The organism is Legionella pneumophila subsp. pneumophila str. Philadelphia 1 (assembly GCF_000008485.1).
Lineage (GTDB): Bacteria > Pseudomonadota > Gammaproteobacteria > Legionellales > Legionellaceae > Legionella > Legionella pneumophila.
This window is the reverse complement of sequence record NC_002942.5, coordinates 1,771,366-1,792,986: the sequence shown is the minus strand read 5'-3', so window position 1 is coordinate 1,792,986 and position 21,621 is coordinate 1,771,366. Positions and strand designations below refer to the sequence as shown.

Here is a 21,621-nt window from a genome sequence, read left to right as displayed (position 1 = left end):
ATTTAGTTTAGAACCCTTTTTATTGAAGGAGATCTTGATGTACTCTTTAGATTGGCCACGTGCCTATGGTATTCCAAATTCTACAGCTACTTTTAAGTTGTTTCCGGAAGATTTTCAAGTGAATGAATTGTTTGAAGGACAGTTTAGCGGTGAAGGAGAACACATAGTTCTTAAAATTGAAAAAAGAGGATTAACCACGGAAGAAGTTGTCAAATCATTGGCCAGGCTAATTAACAAACCTATAAAACTTATCAGTTACGCTGGATTAAAAGACAAACAGGCATTAACAACGCAATGGCTTAGTGTTCATGCACCCGGGGAGATAATCGATGGCATAGAAACACTTGAAGCACCAGGTTGGAGAATACTGGAGTGCACACGTCATAACAAAAAACTCAAACCAGGTTTTTTATCGGGCAATCATTTTATAATCACTTTAAGAAATGTCTCTGATGAGAGTGATCTAGTGCATCGTATTGAACAAATTAAATTCAAAGGTGTTCCAAATTATTTCGGTGAGCAGCGTTTTGGTCGAGATGGTGGAAATTTAATTAAAGCAGAGGAAATACTAGTACAGGGGCGCAAAGTAAAGGATAGATTTTTAAAAGGAATGTATTTTTCCGCAGCCCGATCATGGCTATATAATTTGATCCTGTCTCGCCGTGTAAAGGAATCATCATGGAATTTGCCCTTATTGGGGGATGTCATACAGCTTGTTGGATCAAACAGTATATTTGTTAATGATAAAAGCATGGATGAGCAATTATTGCAACGAATCGGTGACAAAGATGTTTCTCCAGCAAGCCCTCTGCCTGGCAGGAGTAAGAATCTTGTAAAAGGGACAGCTTTGCAAATAATAAACGACGTTTATGAAGAGTGGTCTGCCTGGCTTGATGGGTTAGAAAAAAATGGTTTGGAAGAAGCCTGGCGTGCAAATATCCTTTATGCAGAGCAGATTGAATATAGGATAAACCAAGGTACAGTTGAGCTTTCGTTTGTCTTGCCGGCTGGTGCTTACGCGACAGTGGTATTACGTGAATTGGTTCAATATTAAGCTTTGTTTGCACTTGAATAGCACTTTAGTCAATGTGGAGTAATTATTTTTAATTGAATTGATGAATTAATCACTATGTTTGATGTTATGCCATAATAAAGAGAAATGTTTATTTAATTGAAGGACACATTCATGAATCTGGTTCAAAGGATGAACCCTTTTTTTTGGCTAGTGATCCTGGCTATTTATTCAACTCCATCCATGGCATTGAGTGTGGAGCTTATCGAAACCAGTCCTAAATCTCCTGTTACATTAAACCAGGATGAGGCTTTGTATGTGCTTATTCGATATAAGAGTGACCAACCTTTGCGATTCCAGGCTATTGGGGAAAATCTGCGGCAAAAAATAATGGATAGCGCCAGATTTAACCCATCACAAGCGTACCCAGCCGGAGAAGGTGAGGCTATTGCCTGGGTAGCTTACGATAATACCACAGAAATTGATTCCATTACTGTCACAATCTATGATGCCAATTGGAGGACTTTGCAAACCAAATCAATTCCTGTGTCTGCAGTCTGGCAAAATGAGAATGGCAGAAACAATCAAGCAGCAGCCCCCTGGGTTCAAAGACTGAATCAACAACAGCAATCCAGTGTTTTTACTCAGTCACAAACTCCTGTCTCCTCTGGTAATGCCCTGTTTATTCAACTCCTTTTTTTACTAATTCTTTTGTATTGGTTTTTGCAAATTATTGTTATTTTTAATTGGACGGGGAGATGGAAAAAATTGGCGTGTTTCCCTTTATTATTTAGCGTACCTTTGCTGTTGTATACGCTTTATGCGTTATATGCGGGTTCTAATTTATGGCCTTTGATGATGTTATTTGTGACACCATTTATCCTGGCACTTTTATTGATCATTATCGGGTATAAAAAAGTCTATTCCAGATGATAAGATGTATCCAATTTAATCTATTATTATATTTTATCTCTTAATATTTGCTTAATAATGATTCTTTATAATCAAAAATCAATGTAATTGTTTCAAATAACAAAGAGATAGAATAAATTATGCACACAAAAAAGGATAAAAAAGTAATATCACTTCAAGAAAGAGTAGAAAATGCAGTTGATGTTTCGGGGGCTTTTGATAACTGCTTTTTCCATAATTTCGCACTTTACCTGTTAACGAATAATTTACCACTTCCTGATGATTTATTTCACTTCAAATCAATCATTAATAGAAATAGTAAGGCAGAACAATTATTTGAATTTTTTCATAACCCGGAATCATTGAATTTATTTTCTATATTAGATAAGGAAAATGATGTTTCTGAACCCTCTGGTTATCTCTTTGAAAAGAGCTTGATTTTAGGATTTCTGCTTAGGGAATGGTTCCCAACTCAACTTGTTAATAATTCAGCAGTTAAAGCGGAAATGCTGGAAGGTGAGAAAGGGGTATTCAGTGCTTTTAAAAATTATAAAGAGTATCGCTCATTTATGTCGAAGGAAGAATTAAAATCAACGGAATTTGGTGCGTTATATGAAGCGAACGAGGCTTTTTTAGAGTATTTTTATAATCGCTCTGAAAGTACTTTAATAAATAAGGATTCACCTTTTGAAAAATATTTTGTTGGCTCGTCCTCAGATGAAGAGGCAATTAAAAATTATTGGGACGCAGAAGGGTATACATTATATTGTCAACATTTGGCGAAACCTCAGGTTAAATTATCTTATATTGAAATTATGACCATGATGAAGGTCATCAATCAGCCACTTACAATATATGATCGTTCTACTTCCTCAATTGTAGCCGAGTATGTCAACCCAAAGGTCAATTTACCTGATTTTGAAGTGGCTATTGATGCTCTTCAAGGGCATTATTTTCTTTTAAAAACAGAGGAAACGGAAAAAGAGTTAGAAGAATATGAAAGAAGTTATGCTCAATATAAAAGAGATAGAAGTGAAATCCTTGCACACTCCGATAAACCTGTTTCTTCCTTATTGGTTCGAGCTACTTGCCCCAAAGGTCATTTGGATGAAGATCCTTTTATTGCATTAATTGAAAGCCTTTCCGAAATAAACAGCCTTAGCCAAATTGATACTAATTTGAAAAACGAGAATACAGATATTCCCAATTGCAACTTCCTTTTAAAGGTAGGTGCTTCTGTAGTTGGTACCTCTTCTGCGCTAATAACTTTAATGGGGATAGCCATATTATCTGGCCAATATGATCCCGGAAACAGTCTGGCTGAAGAGGCATTAGCTACTACTGTTGTATCCAGTATTGTGGGTTTAGGTTATGGGCTTTATAGCTTCTTTAGTTCTAGCCCCAAGGTATCAGAGCGTGATTCTACCAATGGATTATCGCAAAAACTTAAAATAAACTAACCTCCTGAATTAGCAAATATTGTCTGTAAGCCGATCGTGTTGATATTAGATATCAACACGATTGCGCCTTGAGTAAACTGTTCTCACGTGTAGAGAAGTATTTTCCCCATGACTATTTTAACTCTACTATTTTTATAGTAGGATACTACTATAAAAATAGTAGTAGCGTATGTGGTTATTGGAGAGAAACATGTCGGCAAAAAAAAAATCGATAACTCATGATCGACTTCTTACAGAAGTAGAGCTTGAATTAATGAATATTATCTGGAGCCTTGATAAGGTAACTATTAAGGAGGTTGTTTCACATCTGCCTAAGGAAAGGCCTTTGGCTTATACAACCGTGGCAACAGTACTAAAAGTGCTGGAACAAAAGGGATTTCTTGAGTGTCAAAAAAATTCCTATGCTCATGTTTTTACACCTATAGTTACAAAGTCAGATTATGAAAGCACTTGTATTGATCATATGGTTGCCAATGTTTTTGATGGGGAGCCCCGAGCACTTGTCCAAAGACTTTTGTTAGCCAGAAAGTTACAGCATGATGACATTCAAGCCATTGAAGAAGCACTTAAACAATTAAACGCTGGTGAAAAACAGCCAGAGGTGATGTAATGTTATTAATAGAAATCGTATTGACTATTCATTGCCTGCTTCTTCTCAGTTCACTATTTATAGGGCGTGCCTGGCTAGCAAATAAACCATCATTTAAATTGAAATTACTCCGTTTTTTATTGGCCAGTTGCATTATTTCACCAATAATAGTTCATTGTGTAGACTCTGATCAAAAGCCTGAACGACAAAACTATGTATCATTTGATGCTTTGCAACAGTATGCAAAGCAATCCATATTTAAGACAGAATCTTCAAAATTTAATCATGGATCGTCTTCTGCCTTTACATCAATGAATGTGAACTACTGTCAACTCTTAAGCGTGATGTTTTTTTTAATCGTCTTGTTTCGTAGTTATCACTTGTTATCAGGTTTAGGTCGCTTGAAATTGATGTTGACTGAAGCAATCCCATATCGAACTTCCGGAAAATTAGTTATTAAGGTTTCTCACCACTGCCATGTTCCTTTCTCAATATTGCTATTTAATAAAGCCTACATCGTATTGCCAGTATCCATATTTTCTTCTGCCATGAATGTGAGGATTGCTATTGCTCATGAAGGGCAACACCATCGTAATGGAGATTGTTCATGGGCCTATTTTATCGAAATCATACGCATTATCTTCTTTGGAAACCCGGGTGTAACTCAATGGTTTCGTGTTTTAGCAGATTTACAGGAATTGTCATGTGATGAAGTATTGGTTGGACATCAAAAAATTTCGGCACATGACTATGGTCACTGTCTATTGCAAGTGGCAGAGGCAGTATCCCAATGCTCTCTGGCATCTAACCGGGAAATTGCATGCACGGTGGGTATGGCTTTGAACAAAGAAAACGAAGACTGCAAATTTATAATAAGGAGAATTTCAATGCTAACTGCTTATTCACCCAATGCATCCAGACCTTTGCTATTAGGGATAGTCTTTGCAGGATTTTCTATCCTGTCTCCAATCTGCGTTGCCTATTCAACAGCAGGATCTTTGACGAGTTCCAGGGCAAAAGAAGTTGATATTTCTCATTTAGATCCCAGAATGCAGCAGATTGTGGAGAAACAAATTACGACAGCCGTCAAACAATATCATGCAAAATCTGGAGTAATTGCAATAGCTGATCCCCAAACAGGCAATATCATTGCATTTGCTGAATCAAGTAAAAATAAGGGGCTAGAGAGCTGGAAATCACGTATTTTTTCACCCGGATCTACTATAAAACCTTTTATTGCAGCAGCTGCAATCAACTCTGGGAATAGCTCTGAAACAAAAAATTATGATTGTCATTCACCTTATTACATAGCAGGCAAAACATTTACAAATTATAATTCCAATGTTGAATCAGCTTCCTTAGCAGATGCCATCGCAAAATCTATCAATGTATGCCTTATCAGAGTTTCTCAAGAGGCTGGAGTGCCGGTAATCCGTAAAAAGCTCACTGAATTTGGTTTTGACATGAACAGTTGGTGGCAAGCGGATCAAAGTGACGATTTACAACTGGCAATGGCTGCACTTGGAGAGAATATCCCTGTCACAATCGAATCGCTAATAAAATCTTATGCCATTCTTGCTAACAAAGGACATTCATTTGACAGGGGAAATAGTGCCATTATTTCAGAAACAAGCACTAACTCAATAAATCATATGCTTGAAAATGCTGTTACAAATGGCACTGGAAAACTCGCAGTTATTCCTGGTGTTTCTGTAGCTGGTAAGACAGGAACTGTAATTGAAAATAATGATAAATATCTTGCTTTGTTTGCCGGGTATGTGCCAGCTGATAATCCGCGTTATGTTTTATTAGTCGTGATTGAAGAGGGTTATTTCAGTAAAAATGGAAAGACATTAGTTTCGGGAGGAGAATTGGCCGCACCGGTATTCCGAAATGTCGCAATGGATGCTCTGAGCAGTGCAAATCGATAACTAGCTTATGGGTTTGCATATCCATATATTCAAAAATGTTGAGGTTGTTATGAAGAAAATAATTATATTTTTGTGTACAGGATTATTATTTTGCGTCTCTACTTGGGCTCAAGGCACCTGTTTTTTAGCAAAAGAAAATCAAACTGTTTTAAAACGTGAGGGCAATGATTGCGATCAACGCTATTCGCCAGCATCAACTTTTAAAATTGCCCTTAGCCTCATGGGCTTTGATTCTGGAATATTAAAGGATGAGTTGCATCCTGAATGGCCATACAAAAAAGAATATGAACTTTATCTGAATGTATGGAAGTACCCTCAAAACCCGCATACCTGGATCAGAGATTCCTGTGTTTGGTATTCACAGGCATTAACTCGACAATTGGGCATGAAACGGTTTAAAGGGTATGTCGACGCATTTCACTACGGTAATCAGGATGTTTCGGGAGACAGAGGTCAAAATAACGGCTTAACCCATGCCTGGCTTTCCAGCTCACTTTCTATCTCACCCACAGAGCAAATTCAATTTCTACAAAAAATAATCTACAAGAAACTACCGGTGAGTCAAAAAGCTTATATCATGACTAAAAATATCATGTACATCCAGGAGTTGCCTGGTGGGTGGAAGCTTTATGGAAAAACAGGAACTGGTCGGCAGTTAACAAAAGATAAAAGCCAAAAATTGCCTTTGCAACATGGATGGTTCGTAGGTTGGATTGAGAAGGATGAGCGTGTAATTACCTTTGCAAAGCATATTGCAGATAGTAAAGAGAATAACACTTTTGCCAGTTTTAGAGCGAAAAATGATGCTCTGATTCAATTGTTTAACCTCATTAATGAGTTGGAGAAATAATCTAAGACATTGTCGGAGCAGGATTATTCTGTTCCGATTACCCAAATCTGCCAACTATAGTCACACACATTCCAGGAGTTGCTGCTGCTTGTCATCGGTAGCTACAAAGTCCTAAATTATATCCTTAGTCATTAATTTCGCATTTTAGTTTGGATGATTGTCTGTTAACCCAGATTAAAAATTTAATGAGATCATTAATTTCTTCCGTAGAGAGGTTTTTGCCTATCGGTGGCATGTATCCTCGTCCATGCTTTACAAGCTTACTGATATCAGAAGGTGTTAAGTAGCTCGTCACTTTGCCTAAGTCTGGTGCGCGTCCTTGAGCACCCTTGTAAAATATAGAGTGGCAAGTGGAGCACATATTATTAAAAATATGATGACCATTTTTTATAGACTCTGATTCATGCAAAGGATTTAAGAAACGAGAAAAAGCAAGGTCTTTTTTATTCACTATTTGAATCGAAATAACCTGGTATGGCCAACCGGCAGGGTAGGTGCTTGTATTATCCCATACAATATAGAAAGGGCCGGGATTATCTTTTTTACCGTGTTGATTAATATAACTCCAGCGACCATCTTTGGTGATGTCCTTGTCAGAAATTGTTTCGGGCGCTTCTTGATAAGCAAGATAGGCTTGACCTTTTGTCGTAAAATACAACAGGGGGGTTTGAGACATATAGTTATCTGCTGTTTGAGCTAATAATACCTGGTCTACATTGTTCTTTTGTAAATCTACTGCCAACAATTTTGTTAAAATCTGATTCATATCAAAAGCATAATATACTTTTTTCACATTATTATAAGCAGGATTAAAGGGGATGCTAACACGTATGGTTTTAAACTGTTTTTTAAGATCTGACAGCGTATATGCCTTATTTGCAATAATTATTTTAAGTTGTTTTTCTATTGAATTGGGTGCCCCAAAACAACATGCTGAAAGTAATACAAGGCTAATTACATAAACCAGTAGAAACATTAATTTTAGGTTCTTATCCATAAGTCCTTCTTGTTTTTTGAAAACAATTCAGATTTTTTCTATCCTGACACTAGTTATTATGGTTTATAATAGAAGCACTTCCAAGTGATATTTCCCGGTTGATAAAGTCATTTATATATAGAGTATAAAAGGAAAAGATAAGCCAGGAAAAAATAATTTTGAATATAATATTGACATCTTCAACTATTTTAATTTATATTCCCTGTAATTTTTTACCAGTTAAAAGGTAGGTTTAGGCCGTCATGAAAATTACATCTTAAGTGCGCCCAACTATAGGGCAAAGTAAACAAAGTCCTTTGTGACTTTTAGTTTTTTACTGTCCTGGCAGACATGCTTAAGAGTAAATCATGAACCATAAACCGATTCAATTTAAAGACCTCAGTCTTATCTATCCGCATAAAACCTGTTTTCAAGACTTTAGTGGTGAAATCCATTTCGCTGATCGCATTGCACTGATTGGCCGTAATGGCTCAGGAAAATCAACGCTACTCAAGATGCTTTGTGGTCTTTTTTTAGCCCCTGCGGGCGAAATTAAAATACCCCATGATGTTCGCTTTGGTCATTTACCTCAAGTGCTTGAAAATTGTCCTGATTTAAGTGGCGGTCAGCGATTAAACCGAGTATTAAGCAAAATACTGTCGTATGAGCCTAATGTATTGTTGTTAGATGAGCCCACAAATCATCTGGACAGACGTAATCGTTGTTCTTTAATGCGCATGCTTGAGCATTATCCTGGGACATTGATTATAGCCTCTCATGATATAGAACTCATCAATACAGTCACAGATACTCTATGGCATATTGATTTAGGTCAAGTGACTGTATTCAGAGGAACTTATTTTGATTATCAACAAATTCTTGAAGACAAGAAAGCATCGATTGAACAGGAGTTATCAAGGATTGTACGACAGAAAAAAGAATCACATCTTGCTTTGATGAAAGAGCAGGAGCGTAATAAACGTGCGCGTGTTCAGGGTGAAAAGAAGATAACCCAACGCAAATGGCCAACGATTCGATCTCATACAAAGCTCGGTTCAGCAATTACAACAGGCAATAAACGATTAAGTCACATTAACTATAAAAAACAACAATTACTCGAGGAGCTTTCTTCTCTAAACTATCCGGAGGTAATTAAGCCCAAATTTAGGTTAAAGGGACTTGGGCACCATAAACCCTTAATCAGGATTCAAGACGCTTCTGTTGCCTATGAGGCTGTTGTGATTCTTGAAAATATTCATTTTCACCTTAGCGGTTGCGAACGAGCGGCATTATATGGCAAGAATGCATCAGGTAAGTCGACCTTTGTCAAAGCGATTTTGGGGGAAAGTCAAATTAAGAGAACAGGGGAATGGGCTGTGCCTGATTGCAATACAATAGGCTATATCGATCAACATTATCAACATTTGAACTTCAATGAAACAGTCCTGGATTTAATGCGCTCCAGTATGCCCCATGCATTTCATACAGAAATTCGTGCTCATTTAAATGATTTTTTATTTCGCAAAAATGAAGAAGTAGAAATTAAGGTCAAAAATCTTTCTGGTGGTGAAAAGGCAAGGTTATCGATGGCATTGATTGCTGCAAATCCACCTAAACTACTTATTTTAGATGAGATCACGAACAATGTAGATTTGGAAACACGCACTCATATCATTCAGGTGCTGCGTGAATTCCAAGGTGCAATGCTGGTTATTTCTCATGACTATGACTTTTTAGAATCCATTCACATTGAAACCAGGTATCAGATTCATCAAGGGAAGATACATCATTTCAATGAGAAACAATTAGAGGTAGTGCATCATGACTAATCGTTTGCCCAATCACTTGGGCTCTTTTATGTGGCATTTTTTAAAACCATATCGAGGCATAGTGATATTATTTATCCTGTTTGCTCTATTGGCCGGGTTTTGGGGACCATTCAATAGCTTATTGATTAAGTCTTTCATTAACACTTTGGCTGAAAAAACAAGTCAGGACCTATCTTCTTTGTATTGGATTGCTGGATTATTGGTATTGAACTTTATTGTTTTTGACAATATAACCTGGCGAACACTTGGGTACTTGAACTATAAATATCAAGCGATCATTAAAAACCAAATCATTAGCCAAACATTTGAGTATGTGTTAGGAGGAAGCACGCAATTTTTTCAGGATAATCTATCCGGGCGAATTGCCGATCAAATCACGACCCTTGCTGATAATCTTGAGATTATTTTGCATCGTGTGTCTGTAGATTTTCTTCGTGGCGCTTCATTATTAGTGGTTTCATTTATTACAGCCTATTTTGTTAATGTCTTGTTCTTTTATATTTTGTTTCTCTGGTTCGTCGCCTTTGCCTCATTTAGTATTTGGATGTCAGCGCGATTAGTCCAGTTGTCTGATGATCACGCAAGTTCTGAATCACAGCTTTCCGGGCAGTTGGTAGATAGCCTGGCGAATCAATCCAACATTCGTATCTTTTCACGAAAAATCTACGAAGTGAAACGTATGAACACTTTCTTTCGCTTGGTACAACAGGCTTTTCAAAGAAAAGAGCTTTTTATTGTTTTGTTATGTTGTGCACAAGGAGGAATGATTGCAGTCATGATGGGTTTGGCATCGATTACTTTAATCTATTTGTATGGTAAAGGTCTTGTGAGCATTGGTGATTTTGCCTTGATTCTCGGACTGTCCATGGAATTGGGTCATATGATGTGGTACACCATGTACCAAGTGGATCAATTTAACCAAGCCTTAGGCAAAGCAAGGCAAAGTTTGAATGCATTGGTGATCCCTCATGACATTAAAGATAAAAGTAACGCATCTCAATTAGTAGTTACCCAAGGACGAATTGAATTTTCAAAGGTAAAATTTCATTACCAAGGCGGTTATTCTCTGTTCCAAAATAAGTCTGTAACGATTGAACCAGGTCAAAAAGTGGGTTTAGTAGGCTATTCAGGCAGTGGTAAATCGACTTTTGTGAATCTGATTTTACGACTTTATGAGGTTGTGGATGGACAGATTCTCATTGATGGTCAAAACCTTGCCGAAGTCACGCAAGAAAGTTTAAGGCAAGCTATTGCTATGATTCCTCAAGACCCAACTCTTTTTCATCGAAGCTTAATGGACAACATACGCTATGGCAGAACGGATGCAACGGATGAGGAAGTGATATTAGCCTCCAGGAAAGCTCATTCACATGAATTCATAAGTCTTTTGCCAGAAGGCTATAAAACCCTGGTAGGGGAGCGTGGGGTTAAACTATCAGGTGGTCAGCGCCAGCGCATTGCGATTGCCCGAGCCATCTTAAAAAATGCTCCGATTTTAATGCTGGATGAAGCCACATCTCAGCTTGATTCCATTACCGAATCCAATATTCAAGAGAGTCTCTGGGATTTAATGCAGGGAAAAACAACCCTGGTAGTTGCTCATCGCTTGTCTACCCTCCTGCATATGGACCGAATTTTAGTCTTCGATAAAGGCCATATTATCGAAGACGGTACGCACACTGAACTATTGAATCGTGGCGGTTTGTACAAAACCTTGTGGGATGCTCAAGTTGGTGGTTTTTTGCCAGATCAACAGAATGAAAAAGGAGAATAAGTAATGTCAGTCAAGCAAGAGCAGTGTCTCATTAAAGTGGTTTCTTATGATTCGAATTGGCCTGTGCAATTTGAACAGGAAGCAGAGCGGATTAAAAAAGCGTTAGGCAGTAACTGCATTGAAATTCATCATATTGGTTCCACTTCAGTACCTGATTTGGTTGCAAAACCAGTCATCGATATGATTCCAGTTGTATTAGATATTAGCAAAGTAGATGGAGCTAATGCTGCCATACGAGCACTTGGCTATGAAGCAAAAGGAGAATACGGTATTCCCTTTCGCCGTTATTTCCAAAAGGGAGATAATCGACTAACGCATCATGCTCATGTTTTTGAGCTTGGAAACCCCGAAATCGAGCGCCACTTAAAGTTTAGGGATTGGATGAGAATGCACCCGAAAGATAGAGAAGCTTATGCACGTTTAAAACAAGAGTTGGCGCGCCGATATTCGGATGACATTACCGCCTATTGCCTGGGTAAAGAAGATTTTATTGCAACAATTGATAAAAAAGCCGGGTTTAATGGATTAAGAATGGTTAAGGCACTAACAACACGTGAATGGGATAAGGTGCGTCATTTCAGACAATTTTATTTTTTTGACAAAGCAGGGCTTTCTGATCCTTATACCTGGACTTTTGAGCATAATGCGCATGTTCATTTTGTTTTATTTCAAGGAAGCGAAATCACAGGTTATGCTCATCTGCAATTATGGTCTCATAACAGAGCAGCACTAAGGATTATCGTTATCGATGAGCTTAAAAGAAACCATCAATACGGTACCCGTTTTTTGGCATTATGTGAAAAATGGCTCAAAAGTCAGGGCTATCAAAGTTTGCATGTCGAGTCGTCACCAGATGCTCTGAAATTTTATCGAAATAATGGTTATATCGATATGCCTTTTGATGATCCCGATGGCTATGAAGGTGATCCACGGGATACTGCAGTAGGAAAAATATTATGATTCAAATAGAAATTGTCATTAAAACACTGGAGCTATCCGACATCCCCATTCTGGTTGATGCATTTCAGAAAGCAAATTGGGAAAAACCCGCTTCATTGTTTGAAGCCTATTACCAGGAACAGCGAAAGTCTCTTCGGATAGTATGGTTGGCTTATTCTCAAGACCAAATTGCTGGTTACGTTACTCTAAAATGGATATCGCAATATCAGCCGTTCGCACATCAAAAAATTCCAGAAATTATGGATTTAAATGTATTGCCCTCTTTTCGTAAACAGGGAGTGGGGACTGCTTTACTGCAAGCCGCTGAAGAAAAAGCAGCAGGCGAAAGTGATGTTGTGGGGATTGGCGTTGGTTTATATGGCGGCCATGATGGAGGATATGGGCAAGCTCAACGGCTTTATGTCAATCGAGGTTATATCCCTGATGGTTTAGGTGTCACTTATAGTTATAAGCCAACTGTTCCAGGGCAGATCTATCCTTTAGATGATGATCTCATTTTATGGTTTACAAAAAAATTAAGATGAAATGCTTGACCCTTACGTTACGTGAGCACTTATCTTTAAATGGAATCATTTGAGAGGACAGTTTAATGGCTTATACGGTAAAACAATTAGCAAAAATATCGAATGTAAGTGTGCGCACTTTACATTGGTATGATGAAATAGGCTTATTAAAACCAGCCTATCAAGGTGCTAATGGCTATCGTTATTATGAAGAAAAGCAGTGCTTAAAATTACAGCAAATTTTATTCTTCAGAGAGCTGGGATTCCCCTTGAATGATATTCAAAAACTGCTTATGCAAAATGATTTTGACCACATCAAAGCATTGAGAGCGCATAAACAGGTTTTGGAAAGCGATATCAATCGAAAAAATCAATTGATTGTAACGATTGATAAAACCATTCAACATTTAAAAGGTAAGCATAAGATGTCTAATGAAGAATTATATTATGGCTTTGATTCACTGCGGCAAAAACAATACGAAAAGGAATTAGTTAAAGAAGGCGTGGTTAGCCAGGATTGGATGAATAACTACAAGAAAAAAACAAGTCAATGGACTCAGGCTGATAAAGACCGATTTATTCGGGAGGGTAAAGATATCAATCAGGCACTGATTTTGGCTATTAATAATCAACTTAAGCCTGCTTCTCCAGAAGTACAAGCCATTATCCATAGGCACCATGCTTGGGTAGGTTGGAACCCAAACAAGGAAGGGTATATTGGGTTAAGCCAAAGATATTTGACTCCTGAGTTTAGAAAGCTTTATGAGCGGCAGCATCCTGATCTACTCGAATTCATTATTGAAGGGATGCTGTTTTATGCAAACAAGAACCTTGATTAAGCTGAGAGAAGGGCTGCGTCTTATCAGCCCTATATATATTGGATTGAGAGCATTGTGCGTGTTAGCAGAAATAATACTGATTTATGCATACCAGCTTATCATGTTGTTCCAAACCAGGAGCTTTTGTGAGTTTTTTGCTTAATAATTAATCTCTTGGTAGGTTAGAAAAATAATGATTCAAGAAATTTTAAAAACTGCTTGACCCTATTGTTGCTATAGGCATTACCTTTGTCTTGAAGGGGGAAACACAATGACACAATGGTTCGTAAAAGATTTAAGCCAATTAACTAGTGTATCAGTGCAAACGTTACATCACTATGACCGTATAGGATTGCTAAAGCCTTCATTACGACTTGCCAATGGGTACCGTGTTTACTCTGAGAAGGATTTATTGAAATTACAACAGATTATTGCTTTGAAGTTTTTCGGTTTTGAGTTGTCACAAATCAAAACCTTACTCGCTGAAGAAGGTAATGCGCTCAATCATTTTAACAGCCAAGCTCGGGTGTTAGAACAAAAAGCATCCACTTTACTTGATGGAGCTAAAACTTTGAGGCGCATCATTGACTCTGTTGACAAAAATCAATCTATCCCATGGGAAACCATTATTCAACTTATAGAGGTATATAAAATGACAGAACATCTTGAGCATGGCTGGGTAAAGGAAATATTCACGCCGGATGAATTAAAGCAGTACGCTGAGTTTGAAAAAGAAATGAAAGCCAATGCCACGCCTGAGCAAAAAGCAGCTATGGAAAACAATTGGTCCCAGCTGGTTGATGAGGTAAAAAATAATCTAAAGCAAGATCCAGATTCAAAAATAGGAATTTATTTAGGAAAAAAGATTATGGATTGGGTTAATGGGGTCTACGGTAAAAAATATGCCCATTTAAGAACCAAAAAATTTGAACAGGGTTTTGGGGAAGGAAAAGGTCTTGATGAGGTTGGATTAACACCACAAATCGTATCCTGGATGGATAAAGCGATGGATGCTTACTGGAGAGACCGAATCTATGGGATTCTTGATCAAGTAGGAAAAGCTCCTTCAGCAAGCGTATTAGATCTTTGGAATGAAATGCTGGTTGATATGTATGGTGAGGAATCGTCACGAAAAAATGTCATATATGAAATCGCTTTAAATGACGATCAGGTTAGCCCTGAGGCAAAAGCCTGGCTTAGAAATATTTTAGATTCCTAAAAATATCAATAACACTGTTGGATCGGTATTGTTTTACCGATCCATTCAACTTGATTTGATACCTTCAATTATTAATTGATTTAGCATCTTAGGCAGACCAATCGTCTCTAAATAAATTTAATTGCTATAGACACAATAAACCATGATTTTCAAACTTCTGTTTAATGCCATAATTTAATATTTTAAGGAAAAGTTATAAATGAATTATCAATTAGAACTTGTTGCAGATCTTGTAATGCCCTTAATAAACCTTAGTTTGAATCTGGTGTGGTCATGTTTGAAGGTAACTAAAATAGTATATACCCATAGCGATAAAAAAAATGGTTTTTGCCCAGAATAAGTATTATGGGATCTTTATGATTATTGGAAAGACAAATTTAAAGCATACTGATATTCTTGATATTAAGAAAAGCTTGTTTAGAAATATGAAATGAAAATTATTATAAAAGTCGGAACACAAAGTATTTTATCGGTCGACGGAAGTCCAATCTATTCCGTACTCAATAATCTTGTAAATCAAATTATTTATTTAAAGAACCTGGGGCATCAGGTCATTTTAGTAAGCTCTGGGGCTGTGGGCTCTGGTCGAAAAATAGCTAAGAACTCTCTGGGAAAAACATATGGCGATACAGTGGGAGAGAAGCAACTCTTGGCTTCAATAGGCCAACCCGAACTGATGAATCTCTATTCTAGCTTGTTTAAAAATGAAAACATTTTAGTATCTCAGTTATTACTTACCAAACAAGACTTCCATACTAGACAGCATTATTTAAATATTGCCCGTTTATTAACAGAATTGCTAAAGCATCAAAATATTATCCCTATTGTTAATGAAAATGATTCGGTAGCCATTGAAGAATTAATGTTTACCGATAATGATGAATTAGCAGGACTTATTGCAGCTCAAATTAATGCTGATTATCTAATACTCTTAACCAATGTCGATGGTGTGTTTACATCTCATCCCAATGATCCTGAATCAAAACTCATTAATACAATTGACCCCAATTCAGGTTGGCCCAATGTCTCTGCTGTAAAATCAAAATTAGGCCGAGGTGGTATGGTATCCAAACTGGATACTGCCAGAAAAATGGCTGGTTTAGGTATCAATACAGTGATCGCAAATGTAAATGTAGAATCCATTGTTCCAAAAATTCTAAATAGGGAAGCAGTTGGAACCATAATTCTTGCTAGTAAAAGAAAATCCAGTATAAAGAGATGGATTGCTTTTAGTCATAGAACTTCCTTACCATCTATAGTAATTAATGATAATTTAATTACCTTATTACGAAATGGTAATCGTGTAATGAGCATTTTACCAATAGGGATAGAAGATTTTCGTGGAGAATGCAAAAAAGGGGATTTAATTGATATCCTTAATTCCAACAATGAAAAGATAGGAGTTGGAATCGCCAGGTATGATTTCTTAAGATTAAAGGACTATCTTAGACTTCAAAATAAGCCTGCATTTATACATTACGATCAATTGCATATTCTATAGGTATCAAAATGAATACTAATATTGCTAACCAATTAAGGGCCGCTAAAAAAGCAACTACTGATCTTAACTTAATACAAAGTGATACCCGAACAATAATTTTGAAAACATTAGCGGCTAATTTAGAGAAGCACATTGAAAACATAATACAAGAAAATCAAAAAGATTTAAGTTTAATGCTTGAGCAAGATCCCAGATATGATCGTTTATTGTTAAATAAAGAGAGAATTTTGTCATTGGTGAATGATGTGAGAAAAGTAGCCAATTTACCTAACCCATTAGGAGTTAATCTCTTTGAAAAATCAATGCCAAATGGTTTGAGTATTAAGAAAATCACAGTACCTTTAGGTGTCATCGCAGTCATTTATGAGTCAAGACCTAATGTAACTATTGATATATTCAGCCTATGCTTTAAATCTGGAAACGTTTGTATTTTAAAAGGTGGAAAAGAAGCACATTTTACTAACAGTTATCTGCTTTTATTAATTAAAAATACATTAAAGAATTTTAATATAAACACAGATATTGTTTGTTTATTACCACCAGAAAGAGCATTGATGACTCAATTATTAAATGCCACAGGTCTTGTTGATTTATGCATTCCAAGAGGGAGCCAGAATTTAATAAATTTTGTCAGAGACAATGCCAAAATACCTGTCATTGAAACAGGGGCAGGTATCGTGCATACCTATTTTGATAAAAGTGGAGATTTGGGAAAAGGTAAAAAAATTATTAACAATGCTAAAACCAGAAGAGTAAGTGTTTGCAATGCGCTGGATACTTTGATTATTCATGCTGATCGTTTAAAAGATTTGCCAGAACTTGTGGAGACCTTGTCTCAAAAGAATGTGATTATCTATGCCGACCAGGATGCATATCATGTTTTAGATAAGAATTATCCTGAACAACTTTTAATTAAGGCAAAACCACAAGACTTTGGCCATGAATTTCTAGACTATAAATTAGCAATAAAAACAGTACCCAATATAAAAGCAGCTATTGATCATATTCAACAATTCAGTTCCCATCATAGTGAGGCTGTTATTGCAGAAGATGAGTCTGCAATTGATAAATTTCTAACTGAAGTGGATGCAGCAGCTGTCTATGCCAACGCTTCTACTGCGTTTACAGATGGCGGGGAATTCGGATTAGGGGCTGAAATTGGAATTAGTACGCAAAAAGTTCATGCAAGAGGACCCATGGGACTAGAGGCTTTAACAAGCTACAAATGGGTGATAAGAGGGACGGGACAAATTAGAGATTGAGCATAACCATATTTTCTCAGCACCCCACCCAACAATGACAACTGCAATAATCACCACTTTTCTGATATTGGATTGTTATCAAAATATTCACCGAGTCTGCGTTTGGTTCCCGGGCTCACCATTTCCGGTAATGCATCAAGGGAAAACCATCCTATCTGCTCAATTTCCCCCGAGTGAGTTACATGACTTGTAAAGTTTTTAACAATATAAATTACTGGATAATCATTAACTCCAAGATATTTGTGGTGATAAATGCCGAATAAAATCACGTCTTGTTCTGCAACAACAAGACCAACTTCTTCGTGCAGTTCACGGATTACTGCAGCCTTGGTTGATTCTCCTTTTTTTACTCCGCCTCCCGGTAAATACCAATGAGGTTGGTAGGTATGTTTTACCAATAACACGTGTCCCTCTGCATTCGTCACTATTGCTCGTGCACCCAGAGTATTCAATCCCAACCATGACTGTATTCGTTTCACGACACGGGTAGCGACATAATAAGGGATATTTTTTATCTTCATACTGAAACTCATTTATTGTATATTTTATATTTCTCAACTTATCCCTATTCTTTACAGAATACTTGCCATGACGAGCACTGGATATCTTTTAAGTTCAAATTTCATTAGTTTTACAATAACATCGCCACTCTATTAGAGTGGCATCAATAACGCTGTTTGCTTCTATTATCCTGTTGTCAACATACCACAAGAAATGCCTGTGACTGTTTTTCTTAAAAGAGGTAAGTCTTTCCTTTTCATGGCTTCAATCTGAATAAGATTTAAAGGATGAATCAATGTTGATCGTAATTGAATACTTTCCCCAAGCCAGGGTTGGTGAAAACAGAAATCTTTCTCATCGGTTATTTGATAGAAGAACTGGATAGTTGACTCTAGTTCTGATTGAAAAGGCCTTAGGTATTCAATAGAGCCAGTCAATTGAAGCAGGTACTGTTCCCAGACGGGTAGATAAACCTTGGAGAGGGTTACACCTAATTGCTTTACAAAAGCAGCAAAAAGAGCATTTTCTTTATAAAGAGCCTTAAGTCTGTTTTTTTCAATGCCATTTAGCTCTGACCAAGTGGAACCTATACCCCACCAGGTTGGAAAAAGAAGCCGTGTTTGAGTCCAGCACAGAATCCATGGGATGGCGCGAAGCTTTCGTTGATCAGGGCCTGATTTTCGTTTGGTTGGACGAGAGCCAATTTTCAATTCTTTCAGAAAATGATAAGGGGAGGCTTGTTCTACTATTTGCCAAAACCAGTCACTTTGGATAAGTGTTTTATATTTCTGGCTAACTCTTGTCGAAAACAAGGACAACTCTTCCGGATAATCATTGTTATTGCTTTTGCCTTTCTGCGAATAGATATCAAGAAATTTATCAATCTGACTTTTGAGTATGGAACTGGAACCAAAGAGTCTTGCTACCATTTCTCCCTGGACAGTGACTTTATAATTAGACATCATTTCCTTCGACCAGGAAGCAGTTTGTTCTTTGATATCCCCGCCTCCTCGCTCAATACTACCGCCCGAACCATGAAAAAAGATAGGACGAAGGTTTTTATTTTCCAGGGTAGACTGAATGTTTTTTAAACTTTTCGCAATCATAAGCCGAGAGGGCAGTACTCCATTTTCTTTGGACGAGTCGGAGTAACCCAACATAACTTCATAGTTTCCTTCCCACTGTTTGAGATGCTTCTGTCTGATATCCTCAGTGATTGAATTATTTAATATTGTATCTGCGTTAGTGAGGGCAAGTTGATTTTCAAACAAGGGCACAACTGGCAAGGCATAGCTTTTAAAAACTTTTTTAACCAGATTAATTCCATTTTTTATATCCTCGGCTGATTCAACCATACTAAGGATAAAACCGCGTATATAGTTTTTAGGATCAGTCCCATGAGTTATAGAGTGTACCTGTTCAAGCATTTTAGTAATTGTTGTTTTTTTTATGCTTGTTAAACTCTCTTTTACAACGGCTGAGTCCTCTCTAAGCTCTATAGGCATGACCAAAGCGGGATACAGATGAAAAATACTGGAGATGATGGAGAATTGCTCAGGTTCGAAATTTAAAAATTTTAGTGCATTTATCTGTGTAGCAGTCAATTCATTTTTGAACGCCGATATTTTTTCATGATCTTTTGATTGTATCTTTTTAAGACCATACGCTTTTTTAACAAGCTGATTAATCTGATCTGCCAAGGATTTGTTTTTACCTAATGCAGTTGAAAGCTTAATGATTTCCAGCACTTCTTCTAAGCATTCCTGAATATAGGCAATAAAAAAAGAACGAGAAAGCTCTAGGCTTTTAAGCATGATTTTTTCATTAACACCAGAGTGCCCATCCTTATCACCTCCTACCCAGGTGCGTAATTGAATAGGGACCCCTTTTGCTAAAAATGAATGATACAGTTTGATGTTGAGTGGATGGAGTGCGTACTGATAGATGTATTGAGCCTCGTCTTCCACGCTTGGTTTTTCATGATAGGAAATATTAATTTGAAGTGAGATTTTAAGCATTTGATCAAGATGAGATTCATTCATCAGATAGGGGGATTTAAGAACTTCTATAAGATAGTCACGAATTTCTTTGAAAAGCTTTAAAAATTCATTGGTACGAGCCTCTGTTGGGTGTGCTGTCAATACATAATGAATACCTTGAGGCATATCAGAATAAACTTGTTCTTTTCTTTGGTTGATACGAAAAATGCGGTAGGCATTTTCACAGGTATTAATCAGCTCCATCATAAGGGAAAAACCATGAGCTATTTGATATAACTGTTTTTTCTCAAGTTTGGAAAGCTCGATTTGAAGACTATGAAGAGCTTTCCCAAGTGAAAACGACTCACTTCCGATCGTGTCTTGCATGGATAGTCGAATTTGCTCGATTCTTTCATATGTTTCTTTTCCATAGACTTCTGCAATGGCTTTCTTTAAACAGGTAAGTGACCAGAAAACCATACGGCTGAGCTCTCTTGGCAGGTGGGACACATTTTCTTTCATCGAAAACTCCATTTTATCCGAATGGTTTATTCTGTAGGGGAATGCCGTCTGTTGGTTATCTAACTCTGATGCAGTAAATACTTCATTGTCTACTTCTCTAGTTGATTCTCAAAGGATTTTGGCACAACCATTCAAGAATACTTTGGTATGCAATTTTAATATACTTAATTTGTGTTGAAAAATATTTTTATTTTTTAAGGCAGACCAAAATCAATGTCCTATAAAGAATACTACTATTCATTTCAGCTTTTCCAATAAAATAATATCTGTACCACGGATATGCGATATTTTTGTTGCTGTTACTGATGTTTCCTGCAGGATTTTTTGTATGTCAGAAAATAAATCAAGACCATGGTGTTTTAATGGACGTAATAAAAAATAAGCTTTACCTCTGTTTGCAAGTGAATTTCCCAGCGCTTGAATATAACTCTGAAAAGAGCTATCTAAATAAAATCTGCACCGATTTTTAAATTTTGAAGGGGAAAGCATTCCGTGACCTGGTTGGAAATAGGGTGGATTACTGATAATCAAATCGAATTTGTCTTCCCATTTTTTTTTATGTAGTTCATCATAATTTAAGAGATGCCAGCGAAATTGCAGCTCAGGTCGATTAACGTTAGCTATGTTTTGATAAAAACATTCAGTATAAATATCCTGGATCTCAATAAAATCAATCTGCCGGATTGCTTGAAGATACCATGACAGTTCAATTCCAATTACTCCACAGCCTGCACAGAGATCTAATACTCTTAATGAACCAAGATCTGGATAGGATTCCAATTGTTTTGCAACAAATTTAGCCAGATGAATTGAATCAAGACTGAAATGGTAGTCGTCAGGTTGTTTGTAATTATAAGTAAAATTTATTTTTGGTTCGCTCTGTATTGTATCAATCATATTGAAATTATTTTCTCTTAACTATGGTTTTAAAGCACCTTATTCCCTTGCTTGTTGCACTGTTAATTGATTTTTGAAATTTATTTCATATTCTGCATGTCAGATCAATGTATTTTTCATTAAATG

Annotated in this window: 18 protein-coding genes; 14 read left to right on the top strand and 4 right to left on the bottom strand. The window is 36.9% G+C overall.

Annotated elements, in window-relative coordinates; genetic code table 11:
• The first annotated feature begins 37 nt into the window (after positions 1-37).
• From truD to blaOXA, 6 genes are all read left to right on the top strand, one after another.
• Positions 38-1,054, top strand: a complete 1,017-nt coding sequence (truD, locus tag LPG_RS08130; protein ID WP_015444452.1) for a tRNA pseudouridine(13) synthase TruD — start codon at positions 38-40, stop codon at positions 1,052-1,054.
• Between the two features lie 132 nt (positions 1,055-1,186).
• Positions 1,187-1,945, top strand: a complete 759-nt coding sequence (locus tag LPG_RS08125) for a hypothetical protein (protein ID WP_015444453.1) — start codon at positions 1,187-1,189, stop codon at positions 1,943-1,945.
• A 119-nt stretch (positions 1,946-2,064) separates the two neighbouring features.
• Positions 2,065-3,384: a Dot/Icm T4SS effector Ceg23 gene (ceg23, locus tag LPG_RS08120; protein WP_010947348.1), complete on the top strand. Its 1,320-nt coding sequence runs from the start codon at positions 2,065-2,067 to the stop codon at positions 3,382-3,384.
• A 190-nt stretch (positions 3,385-3,574) separates the two neighbouring features.
• On the top strand, positions 3,575-3,994 hold the full coding sequence (locus LPG_RS08115; RefSeq protein ID WP_015444454.1) for a BlaI/MecI/CopY family transcriptional regulator: 420 nt from the start codon (positions 3,575-3,577) through the stop codon (positions 3,992-3,994).
• Positions 3,994-5,904, top strand: coding sequence for a M56 family metallopeptidase (locus LPG_RS08110; RefSeq protein WP_010947346.1), 1,911 nt, complete (start codon positions 3,994-3,996; stop codon positions 5,902-5,904). Before LPG_RS08115 ends, LPG_RS08110 begins: the two co-directional genes overlap by 1 nt.
• A gap of 49 nt (positions 5,905-5,953) precedes the next feature.
• Positions 5,954-6,754 carry a class D beta-lactamase gene (blaOXA, locus tag LPG_RS08105; protein WP_015444455.1) on the top strand — a complete coding sequence of 267 codons (801 nt, stop codon included), beginning with the start codon at positions 5,954-5,956 and terminating at the stop codon, positions 6,752-6,754.
• Positions 6,755-6,878: 124 nt separating this feature from the next.
• Here the strand turns inward: blaOXA and LPG_RS08100 are convergent, their stop codons facing one another.
• Positions 6,879-7,751 carry a c-type cytochrome gene (locus LPG_RS08100; protein ID WP_010947344.1) on the bottom strand — a complete coding sequence of 291 codons (873 nt, stop codon included), beginning with the start codon at positions 7,749-7,751 and terminating at the stop codon, positions 6,879-6,881.
• A 347-nt stretch (positions 7,752-8,098) separates the two neighbouring features.
• On the opposite strand from LPG_RS08100, the gene LPG_RS08095 reads away from it, so the two are divergent.
• From LPG_RS08095 to LPG_RS08060, 8 genes are all read left to right on the top strand, one after another.
• Positions 8,099-9,559 (top strand): ATP-binding cassette domain-containing protein, encoded by a 1,461-nt coding sequence (locus tag LPG_RS08095; RefSeq protein ID WP_010947343.1) that lies wholly within the window; start codon positions 8,099-8,101, stop codon positions 9,557-9,559.
• The gene (locus LPG_RS08090) at positions 9,552-11,333 is read left to right on the top strand and encodes an ABC transporter ATP-binding protein (RefSeq protein WP_010947342.1); all 1,782 of its coding nucleotides are present in this window, start codon (positions 9,552-9,554) and stop codon (positions 11,331-11,333) included. Before LPG_RS08095 ends, LPG_RS08090 begins: the two co-directional genes overlap by 8 nt.
• Positions 11,334-11,336: 3 nt before the next feature.
• Positions 11,337-12,293 carry a GNAT family N-acetyltransferase gene (locus LPG_RS08085; RefSeq protein ID WP_010947341.1) on the top strand — a complete coding sequence of 319 codons (957 nt, stop codon included), beginning with the start codon at positions 11,337-11,339 and terminating at the stop codon, positions 12,291-12,293.
• A complete protein-coding gene (locus tag LPG_RS08080) occupies positions 12,290-12,817 on the top strand; it encodes a GNAT family N-acetyltransferase (protein WP_010947340.1) in 528 nt (175 codons plus the stop codon). The genes LPG_RS08085 and LPG_RS08080 overlap by 4 nt, the downstream gene beginning before the upstream one ends.
• Before the next feature lie 65 nt (positions 12,818-12,882).
• Entirely contained in the window at positions 12,883-13,635 is a 753-nt protein-coding gene (locus LPG_RS08075) for a MerR family transcriptional regulator (RefSeq protein WP_010947339.1), read from the top strand.
• A gap of 250 nt (positions 13,636-13,885) precedes the next feature.
• Entirely contained in the window at positions 13,886-14,833 is a 948-nt protein-coding gene (locus tag LPG_RS08070; RefSeq protein ID WP_010947338.1) for a MerR family transcriptional regulator, read from the top strand.
• A 430-nt stretch (positions 14,834-15,263) separates the two neighbouring features.
• Complete coding sequence (gene proB / locus LPG_RS08065; protein WP_010947337.1) at positions 15,264-16,334, top strand: glutamate 5-kinase; 1,071 nt, start codon at positions 15,264-15,266, stop codon at positions 16,332-16,334.
• An 8-nt stretch (positions 16,335-16,342) separates the two neighbouring features.
• Positions 16,343-17,596, top strand: a complete 1,254-nt coding sequence (locus tag LPG_RS08060) for a glutamate-5-semialdehyde dehydrogenase (protein WP_010947336.1) — start codon at positions 16,343-16,345, stop codon at positions 17,594-17,596.
• 50 nt (positions 17,597-17,646) lie between these two features.
• Here the strand turns inward: LPG_RS08060 and LPG_RS08055 are convergent, their stop codons facing one another.
• The 3 genes from LPG_RS08055 to LPG_RS08045 form a co-directional block, all read right to left on the bottom strand.
• Positions 17,647-18,129: an NUDIX domain-containing protein gene (locus tag LPG_RS08055; protein ID WP_010947335.1), complete on the bottom strand. Its 483-nt coding sequence runs from the start codon at positions 18,127-18,129 to the stop codon at positions 17,647-17,649.
• A gap of 153 nt (positions 18,130-18,282) precedes the next feature.
• Positions 18,283-20,598, bottom strand: a complete 2,316-nt coding sequence (locus LPG_RS08050; RefSeq protein WP_015444460.1) for a phosphoenolpyruvate carboxylase — start codon at positions 20,596-20,598, stop codon at positions 18,283-18,285.
• A gap of 237 nt (positions 20,599-20,835) precedes the next feature.
• Complete coding sequence (locus tag LPG_RS08045; RefSeq protein WP_010947333.1) at positions 20,836-21,495, bottom strand: methyltransferase; 660 nt, start codon at positions 21,493-21,495, stop codon at positions 20,836-20,838.
• Positions 21,496-21,621: the final 126 nt, after the last annotated feature.